The 7742-nt window shown below is 61.2% G+C and carries 6 protein-coding genes; 1 reads left to right on the top strand and 5 read right to left on the bottom strand.

Going from position 1 to position 7742, the window contains the following annotated elements:
* Together ABHR76_RS09075 and ABHR76_RS09070 are read right to left on the bottom strand one after the other, a co-directional pair.
* The coding region (locus ABHR76_RS09075) for a class I tRNA ligase family protein (protein WP_346977450.1) at positions 1-1360 on the bottom strand (1360 nt) is incomplete at its 3' end.
* Between the two features lie 373 nt (positions 1361-1733).
* Positions 1734-3245 (bottom strand): IMP dehydrogenase, encoded by a 1512-nt coding sequence (locus ABHR76_RS09070; RefSeq protein ID WP_035138103.1) that lies wholly within the window; start codon positions 3243-3245, stop codon positions 1734-1736.
* Between the two features lie 193 nt (positions 3246-3438).
* On the opposite strand from ABHR76_RS09070, the gene ABHR76_RS09065 reads away from it, so the two are divergent.
* Complete coding sequence (locus tag ABHR76_RS09065; RefSeq protein ID WP_195445260.1) at positions 3439-3783, top strand: winged helix-turn-helix domain-containing protein; 345 nt, start codon at positions 3439-3441, stop codon at positions 3781-3783.
* A 133-nt stretch (positions 3784-3916) separates the two neighbouring features.
* On the opposite strand, the gene ABHR76_RS09060 is transcribed toward ABHR76_RS09065, so the two are convergent.
* The 3 genes from ABHR76_RS09060 to ABHR76_RS09050 all read right to left on the bottom strand — a co-directional run.
* Positions 3917-4909, bottom strand: coding sequence for a PLP-dependent transferase (locus ABHR76_RS09060; RefSeq protein WP_271736330.1), 993 nt, complete (start codon positions 4907-4909; stop codon positions 3917-3919).
* A gap of 96 nt (positions 4910-5005) precedes the next feature.
* Positions 5006-6547: a glycoside hydrolase family 32 protein gene (locus ABHR76_RS09055; protein WP_138375011.1), complete on the bottom strand. Its 1542-nt coding sequence runs from the start codon at positions 6545-6547 to the stop codon at positions 5006-5008.
* Between the two features lie 106 nt (positions 6548-6653).
* Positions 6654-7742 (bottom strand): PTS transporter subunit EIIC (locus ABHR76_RS09050; RefSeq protein ID WP_346977448.1); only part of this gene is annotated, 1089 nt, incomplete at its 5' end.

Below are 7742 nucleotides of genomic sequence, written 5' to 3'. Positions count from 1 at the left end.
GGAACTCGACCTTGCGACGGCCGCAGCCCATGGCCTCGAGGTCGGCCACGATCGCAGCCTCGCCCTCGGAGTGCTTACCGCCGCGCATGCCGGTGTACTTGCCGGACTGGACGAGCGTGCCCTCGGCAGCATGGGCGCAATCCCAGTCGACGGTCTCGGCATGGAAGGTATCGATGGTCTCGCCGCTGGCCTCGACGGCAGCGCGATCGTCATCGTCCAGGATGATCGGCACGATCGGCAGGTCGTACTTACGGGCAAACTCAAAGTCGCGCTGGTCGCCACAGGGAACGGCCATGACGGCGCCGGTGCCGTAGTCGGCCACGACGTAGTCGGCAACCCACACAGGGACCTTCTCGCCGTTGACGGGGTTTACCACATAGCGGCCCGTGAAGGCACCATGCTTCTCGAGGGTGCCCTGGGCACGCTCGACGGCAGAGATATGCTTGGAGTCCTCGACGATCTTTGTCACGGCCTCCTCGTACTCCGTGCCCTCGACGAGCTCGTGCAAGCCGGCGTACTCGGGAGCCAGGACAAAGAAGGAGACGCCAAAAAGGGTATCGGCACGCGTGGTGAAGACGGTGATCTTACCCTCGTCGCCCTCGATGGGCTCGCCGTCCTTGTCGCACAGGGTAAAGTCGACCTCGGCGCCCTCGGAGCGACCGATCCAGTTGGCCTGCATCTGCTTGACGCGCTCGGGCCAGCCGGGGAGCTTCTCCAGGTCGTCGAGCAGCTCCTGAGAGTACTCGGTAATCTTGTAGTACCACTGCTCCAGGTCGCGTTTCTCGGGCTCGGTGCCGCAGCGCCAGCACTTGCCCTCGGTAACCTGCTCGTTGGCCAGAACGGTCTTGCAGGTGGGGCACCAGTTAACCGGGTTCTTCTTACGGTAGACCAGGCCCTTTTCCCACATCTTCTCAAAGATCCACTGGCCCCAGCGGTAGTAGTCGGGGCTGCAGGTCTTGACCATGCGATCCAGATCGTAGGAGAAGCCCATGCGCTTCATCGTGGCGAGCGCCTGGTCCATGTTCTTATACGTCCAGGCGGCAGCCTGCGTGTTGTGCTTGATGGCGGCGTTCTCGGCGGGCAGGCCAAAGGCGTCAAAGCCGATGGGGTGCAGCACGTCAAAGCCGCGCATACGAGCCTGACGGGCCATGGCATCGCCGATGGTGTAGTTGCGCGCGTGGCCCATGTGCAGGTCGCCCGACGGATACGGGAACATCTCGAGCACATACTTCTTGGGCTTGCTGTCGTCGGTGTCGACGGCAAAGAGGTTGGAGTCCTCCCAGGCCTTCATCCACTTGGACTCAATGGCCTGCGCGTCGTAGGCAGGGATCTCGTCCTTATGATCTGTGCAATCGCACATATCAGCTCCTTTGTTAGCTGGGTTGGGGCGGGGCGTTCTTACCTTTACTCGCTGCTGCGGACAGTCCTGCTCGCACGAAGAGCACATTAAGTGCTCTTCGGCTCGTGCGGAACTTGCAGCGAGCAAAGGTAAGAACGCCCCGCCACATCGTTAACTCGCATGATGATAGCAAATACAACAAGCGAGATGCCTGCAACTTGCAGGCATCTCGCTTTATCTTAATAACGTGGTTGTGAATCAACCGCTAATTGTTACCAGCCCAAGCATGGTCGGGTTTTCCAAGTGCCGCAGATTGCCGTGAAAGAGGAGCGACGCGTACTTTGGTACGCGAGCGACGGTTTGAACGGCAAGGTGCGGTGCCTGGGAAAGCCGCTTATCGATAGGAAACGCTCTGCTGGGAATCCTTGACGACTACGTCGTGGGCGCCGCCTTCGACGATGGAGGTGGAGCTGACCAGCGTTAGGCGCGCCTTTTCCTGGAGCTCGGGGATTGAGAGGGCGCCGCAGTTGCACATCGTGGACTTGACCTTGTAGAGCGTGCCGCCCACGCCGTCCTTGAGGGAACCGGCGTAGGGAACGTAGGAGTCGACGCCCTCGACGAAGCTAAGCTTCGCGGCGCCGCCCAGGTCGTAGCGCTGCCAGTTGCGAGCACGCGCAGAACCCTCGCCCCAGTACTCCTTCATGTACTGACCGTTCACGTTGACGCGCTCGGTCGGGCTCTCGTCAAAGCGGGCGAAGTAACGACCCAGCATCATAAAGTCTGCACCCATGGCAAGGGCGAGCGTCATGTGGTAATCGTAGACGATGCCGCCATCGGAGCACACGGGCACGTAGACGCCGGTCTCCTCGTAGTACTCGTCGCGAGCGCGGCAGACGTCGATCAGCGCGGTGGCCTGGCCACGGCCGATGCCCTTGGTCTCACGGGTGATGCAGATGGAGCCGCCGCCGATACCAACCTTGATGAAGTCGGCACCGCAGTCGGCCAGGAAGCGGAAGCCCTCGGCGTCGACGACGTTGCCGGCACCGACCTTGACGTCCTCGCCGTAGTTGGCGCGGATCCACTCGATGGTGCGCTTCTGCCACTCGCTGAAGCCCTCGGAAGAGTCGATGCACAGGACATCGGCACCGGCCTCGATGAGCAGCGGCACGCGCTCGGCATAGTCGCGGGTGTTGATACCGGCACCGACCATGTAGCGCTTGTCGCCGTCGAGCAGCTCGTTGGGGTTGGTCTTGTGGCTGTCATAGTCCTTGCGGAAGACGATGCCCATGAGGTGATCGTAGTCGTCGACGATGGGCAGGGCGTTGAGCTTATTGTCCCAGATGACGTCGTTGGCAACCTTAAGGCTGATGTTCTTGTCGCCCACGATGAGCTGCTCACGCGGGGTCATGAACTCGGAGACCTTCGTCTGGTGGTCATCGCGACTGGGGCGATAGTCACGGCTGGTGACGATGCCCAGGAGCTTACCCTTGGGAGTGCCGTCGTCGGTAACCGGCATGGTGGAGTGACCGGTCTTCTCCTTGAGCTCGATGACCTGCTCCATGGTCATGTCGGGGGTCAGCGTGGAATCGGACTGAACGAAACCAGCCTTGTGATCCTTGACGGCCTTGACCATAGCGGCCTCGGACTCGGCGCTCTGGGAACCGTAAATGAAGGACAGGCCACCCTCGGTAGCGAGCGCGACACCCATGTCGACGCCCGAGACGGACTGCATGATGGCGGAAACCATGGGGATGTTCAGGGTGATTGCCGGCTTCTCACCGCGCTTGAAGCGGGTCAGCGGCGTCTTAAGAGAGACGTTGTTGGGGATGCACTGCGAGGACGAGTAGCCAGGGACCAGCAGATACTCCGAAAACGTGTGGGACTCACCGGGAAAGAACGTAGCCATGTTTCTCCTTTTTCCATGCGACCGGTCGGCTGCAGGCCTCGTAGGACCCAGCCCAACCTTGGGCGCCCAATACTGGGGAAGTATCTTAACGCACTTTGACTGCTACAATGCATGATTTAAGAAGAGCACACGAGGGTTTGACGCAGGCTTTGCGTTTGCCCAGCAAACACTTTAGCGGGGAGACGTGGAGCACATGGAGTACAAGACGACGGCAAAGTTGGTCATTCAAGCGTGCGACAAAGATCTACCGGGCGTCTTCGGCCACGGCTGCGTCTTGCTGCTGCAGGGTATTGCCCGCGAGCACTCGCTCAACCGCGCCGCCAAGAGCATGGGCATGGCGTATTCCAAGGCCTGGCGCATTGTGAACGAGGCCGAAGGTCAGCTGGGTTGCAAGCTCATCGAGCGCGACGGCGCCCGCGGATCCACCCTCACCCCCGCCGGCGAGCGAGCCATAGCGGTCTACGAGGAGCTGCAGACCGACATCAACAACGTCATCGCCACCAAAGCCAACGATCTCATCGCCAGCATCAAAGAGTAGCCCATTTGGGACGGGGCCTTATAGCCACACAACCCCTTCTCATAAGTTGCGGTGAAATAGGGGCTGTTTATGCCGCTAAAGTCGTAAATCAATCCCTATTTCACCGCAACTTATGGAGTCGAGGATGATTTAGCTACTTGCGGAGGGCGTTGTCTAGGGCGGACGCTACAACCAGGGGGTTGTCGGTGCCGGCGAAGAGGCGGATGGTGCCCCCCTGCTTGCTGCGTGGAGCCGAAAGGCGCGTTGTTGCGCCGCCTGCGGGCGATGTGCGAAACTCCCCAGGCAAAGCATCGAACAGCTCGCCCGCGCTACGTTCGATAAGATCGAACTCTACTGCCGGGCCAAAGCCGTGCTCGAGAATTCCCGTTGCAGCCACATGGTCGGGATGCGAGGTCAGCCCGGGATAGCGCACGTTGCGCACCATCTCGTTCGCGGCCAAATATTCAGCCAGCGCACGGGCGCGATCGAAATGTGCCTGCATGCGGGTGTCGAGCGTGTCGAGCCCGTGCTCTAGAACCTCGGCCTCATCGGAGGACAAGTCGAGCGCGGCCAATCCGCACCACTCGAGCAGCGCATGCGCGCACTCGGCCGCAGCGTCCACGCGATGGCGCTTGAGCTGCGAGCGCGCGACCGAAGCGGCAACGAGCTTGCGTGGAGCCTCACCGGCACACACACGGTCGAGCGCCTCAAGGGACAGCACAGCACCCAGCCGCAGCGGATCGCAGCCAAAGACGTCAGCCACGGTGTTGTCCACAACCAGCAGCGCATGGGCCTCACGCGCCGCCCGACCCAGCGCACGCAGATCGGGCACACGCAGGCCAAAGCCACCGATTGAGTTCACAAACCACCACAGGTGCGGTCCCTCAGCATCAAACGAAGCATCAAATCCCTCGGACGCAGCAGAAAACGCTGCAGCCGATGGCTCCCCCACCAGCACAACATCGCGGCCATCAAAGCCACGAGCAAACGCATCGGCAAAGTCGTCCGCAAAGGCCACCAGGCGGTCACCGGGACGCACGATTCCCAGCAGCGACAGCGCCGCCGGTACATGCGAGGCCGCAACAAGACGCGCCTCACGCGCGCCGGCTCTCAAAGCCCAGGTATCTTCTAGCTGCTGTACGCCCATACGGTACCGTCCCTTCAGAAACAAAAACCCACGATACGGATGTTCCCCGCATCGTGGGCAACGGCTGCAGTATAGCGCCGATATGCGACGAATCGCCTAGATGTTGAGCGCGTGGTAGGTCACGCTCGCACCCGGAGCATCAACGGACACGCCATAGGTCTCGGGATAGATGCGCGTCGAAAACACGAGCGCGCCATCGTTCACAAACACCTCGACCGACGAGACATCGCCAACAATGCGCACGTTACGAACCTCGTTGACGGGCTCCCAGCGCACGGTACGACCGCAGCCGGCAGAAGCGCGACCCTCATCGGTAAATCGCATCTCAAAGCGCGAGGGCAGTTCGCCCTCGGCGGGAATAAACGCCAGCTTAAGCTCGCTATCAACGGTCGCGGTAAACGCGCCGTCGACACCGTCGGCAACAACGTCAAAGCAGGTATCGCCTGCAACCTCCAACGAGCCCTCCCCCACACGCACCGAGGCATAATGGTGCTCGATCTCGCGAGCCGGTTGTTGCAGCACCACGCCGCCGTCACCGGCCGTAAGCTCGCGCGGCACCGTCATGCAGTGCTGCCAGCCCGCCACCAGAGTCGGTGCGTTGTCATAGGTCGGCTCATCGGGCATGCCCATCCAGCCGATCAGAATGTGGCGACCATCCTCGGACGTAAACTCCTGCGGCGCGTAGAAATCAAAGCCGGCATCCCACAGGCGGAACTCGCCCAGCTCATAAGCGTCATTGCCACCCGTAATGTCGCCCGTTACAGGCATGTAGCCCGCTGCATACACATTGCCGCGGTCCCAACGACCGCCCTCAAGACCCTGGGGAGAGAAGGACAGCCACTTCGCCGGTACACCGCCATCCGGCTCAAGCTCAAGGTATCCCGGGCACTCCCACATAAAGCCAAAGCGCTCGGGCGTAGACACACGACTCTCGAGCTCCCAACTCAGCATATCGGCCGAGCCATACACCAGGATCTCGCCCACATCGCGCCCGGCACCCTCGCCGTGCATGGCGCAAAATCGACTATCGACATGCGGCCCATCCACGCGACGACGCGCGCCCAGCACCATGTGGTAACGCCCGTCATCATCGCGCCACACCTTGGGGTCACGCACGTGGCAGGTCAAATCCTCGGGATAATCATCGGACGCCAGCACCACGCGCTTTTGGCTGAACTCCCGACCGGCAAGGCCATCAACGCTCTCGACATAAACAGTATCGGCGCGACGGCCGGTATTGACGTAGTCGTACGTGCCGTCCGCATCGGAAAGCTTAACGTTGCCCGTATAGAGCACGCGAATGCAGCCGTCCTCGGCAAGCGCGGAGCCTGAATACACGCCATGGCAATCGAACGGCTCGTCGGGCAGCAGCGGGGCGCCAACATATTCCCAGTTCATAAGGTCGCGGCTTGTGGCATGGCCCCACATCTTTACGCCACCGTTCACATCAAACGGGGCATACTGGAAGTACGCGTGAAACACGCCGCCCGCTTGGCAAAGACCGTTGGGGTCGTTGAGCCAGCCCGCCGGCGGCATAATATGGAAGCGCTGGCCATACGCGCCATGGCCGCACTCAGAGGCGGCAGCGTCAACAGCGGCAACCAGCTTTGCAAGGTCGCGGCCAAGTGCATTAGACATATCAAAGTCCTAACGGATCGAAAGTAACAAGGCGCCAGAGATCGACACCGGATACGGGAAACGCCCGCGAGCATACAACCCGCGGGCACCCTTCAATCAAAAGCTCTTAGGCCTGCTCGGAAGCCTTGGGCTCGTCCTTGTACAGGACAAACGAGACGCCAAAGGAAACCAGCGCGGCGACCGCAAACATGATCGCGTACTGCACGGGCTGGGCCAGGCACAGCAGGATACCGAAGATACCCGTAACGCCCGTACCGGAAGCGGCGAGCGAGGTGAGCGCGCAGACCAGGGCGCCGCAGCCGCCGCCGATGCAGCCAGCGATGAAGGGCTTAAAGAAGCGCAGGTTCACACCAAAGATGGCAGGCTCGGTAATACCCATGAAGGCGGACAGAGCCGAAGGAAGCGCTAGGCCCTTGATCTTGGCATCGTGGGTCTTAAAGGCAACTGCAAGCGCGGCGCCGCCCTGGGCGATGTTGGCGGCACTGGCAATGGGCAGCCAATAGGTCACGCCGTACTGGGCAAGCTGGCCCAGGTCGATGGCGGTGTACATCTGGTGAATACCGGTGACGACCGTGGGGGCATAGAACAGGCCGACGATAAAGGAACCGATGCCAAAGGGCAGGGTGAGCAGAGCCTGGATCAGACCGAGGACGGCATTCTCGGCCCACACAAAGACGGGACCGACGGCGATAAGCGTCACGAGCACGGTCACGAACACGGAGACAAGCGGGGTTACAAAGAGGTCGAACATCTCGGGAACGATCTTGTGCAGACGCTTCTCGAGGAAGGCAAGGATCGCGCAAGCGATGACGATGGGGATGACGTGGCCCTGATAGCCAACCCACTCAAAGCTGTACACGCCGGGGATGACGGTGACCATGGTCTGCACGCCCTCGGAGGCGACCGTGTAGGCGCTCTGCAGCGAGGAGTTGATGAACGCGCCGCCGACGACGGCGCCCAGGTACGGATTAGCGCCGAAAGCCTTGGCCGCGGAGTAGCCAATCAGGATCTGCAGGATGCCAAAGGACGTACCCGAGACCAGGTCGGCAATCTTGTAGATAAAGTTATTGGTGTCGAGCGCGATAAAGCCGTTGGAGGCCATAAAGTTGAGGGCGCTCATAATGCCCAGCAGCAGACCCGAAGCCACGATGGCGGGGATGATGGGGACAAAGACGTCGCCGAGCACCTTAATGGC

The sequence above is a fragment of the Collinsella aerofaciens genome (assembly GCF_039752985.1).
GTDB lineage: Bacteria > Actinomycetota > Coriobacteriia > Coriobacteriales > Coriobacteriaceae > Collinsella > Collinsella aerofaciens_BT.
This window is presented reverse-complemented; position numbering and strand designations above follow the sequence as displayed.

What these genes read in the sequence shown, in the direction of transcription:
- ABHR76_RS09070 (WP_035138103.1), bottom strand. Translation starts at nt 3,245, where the DNA reads ATGGCTACGTTCTTTCCCGGTGAGTCCCACACGTTTTCGGAGTATCTG.
- ABHR76_RS09060 (WP_271736330.1), bottom strand. Translation starts at nt 4,909, where the DNA reads ATGGGCGTACAGCAGCTAGAAGATACCTGGGCTTTGAGAGCCGGCGCG.
- ABHR76_RS09055 (WP_138375011.1), bottom strand. Translation starts at nt 6,547, where the DNA reads ATGTCTAATGCACTTGGCCGCGACCTTGCAAAGCTGGTTGCCGCTGTT.
- ABHR76_RS09065 (WP_195445260.1), top strand. Translation starts at nt 3,439, where the DNA reads ATGGAGTACAAGACGACGGCAAAGTTGGTCATTCAAGCGTGCGACAAA.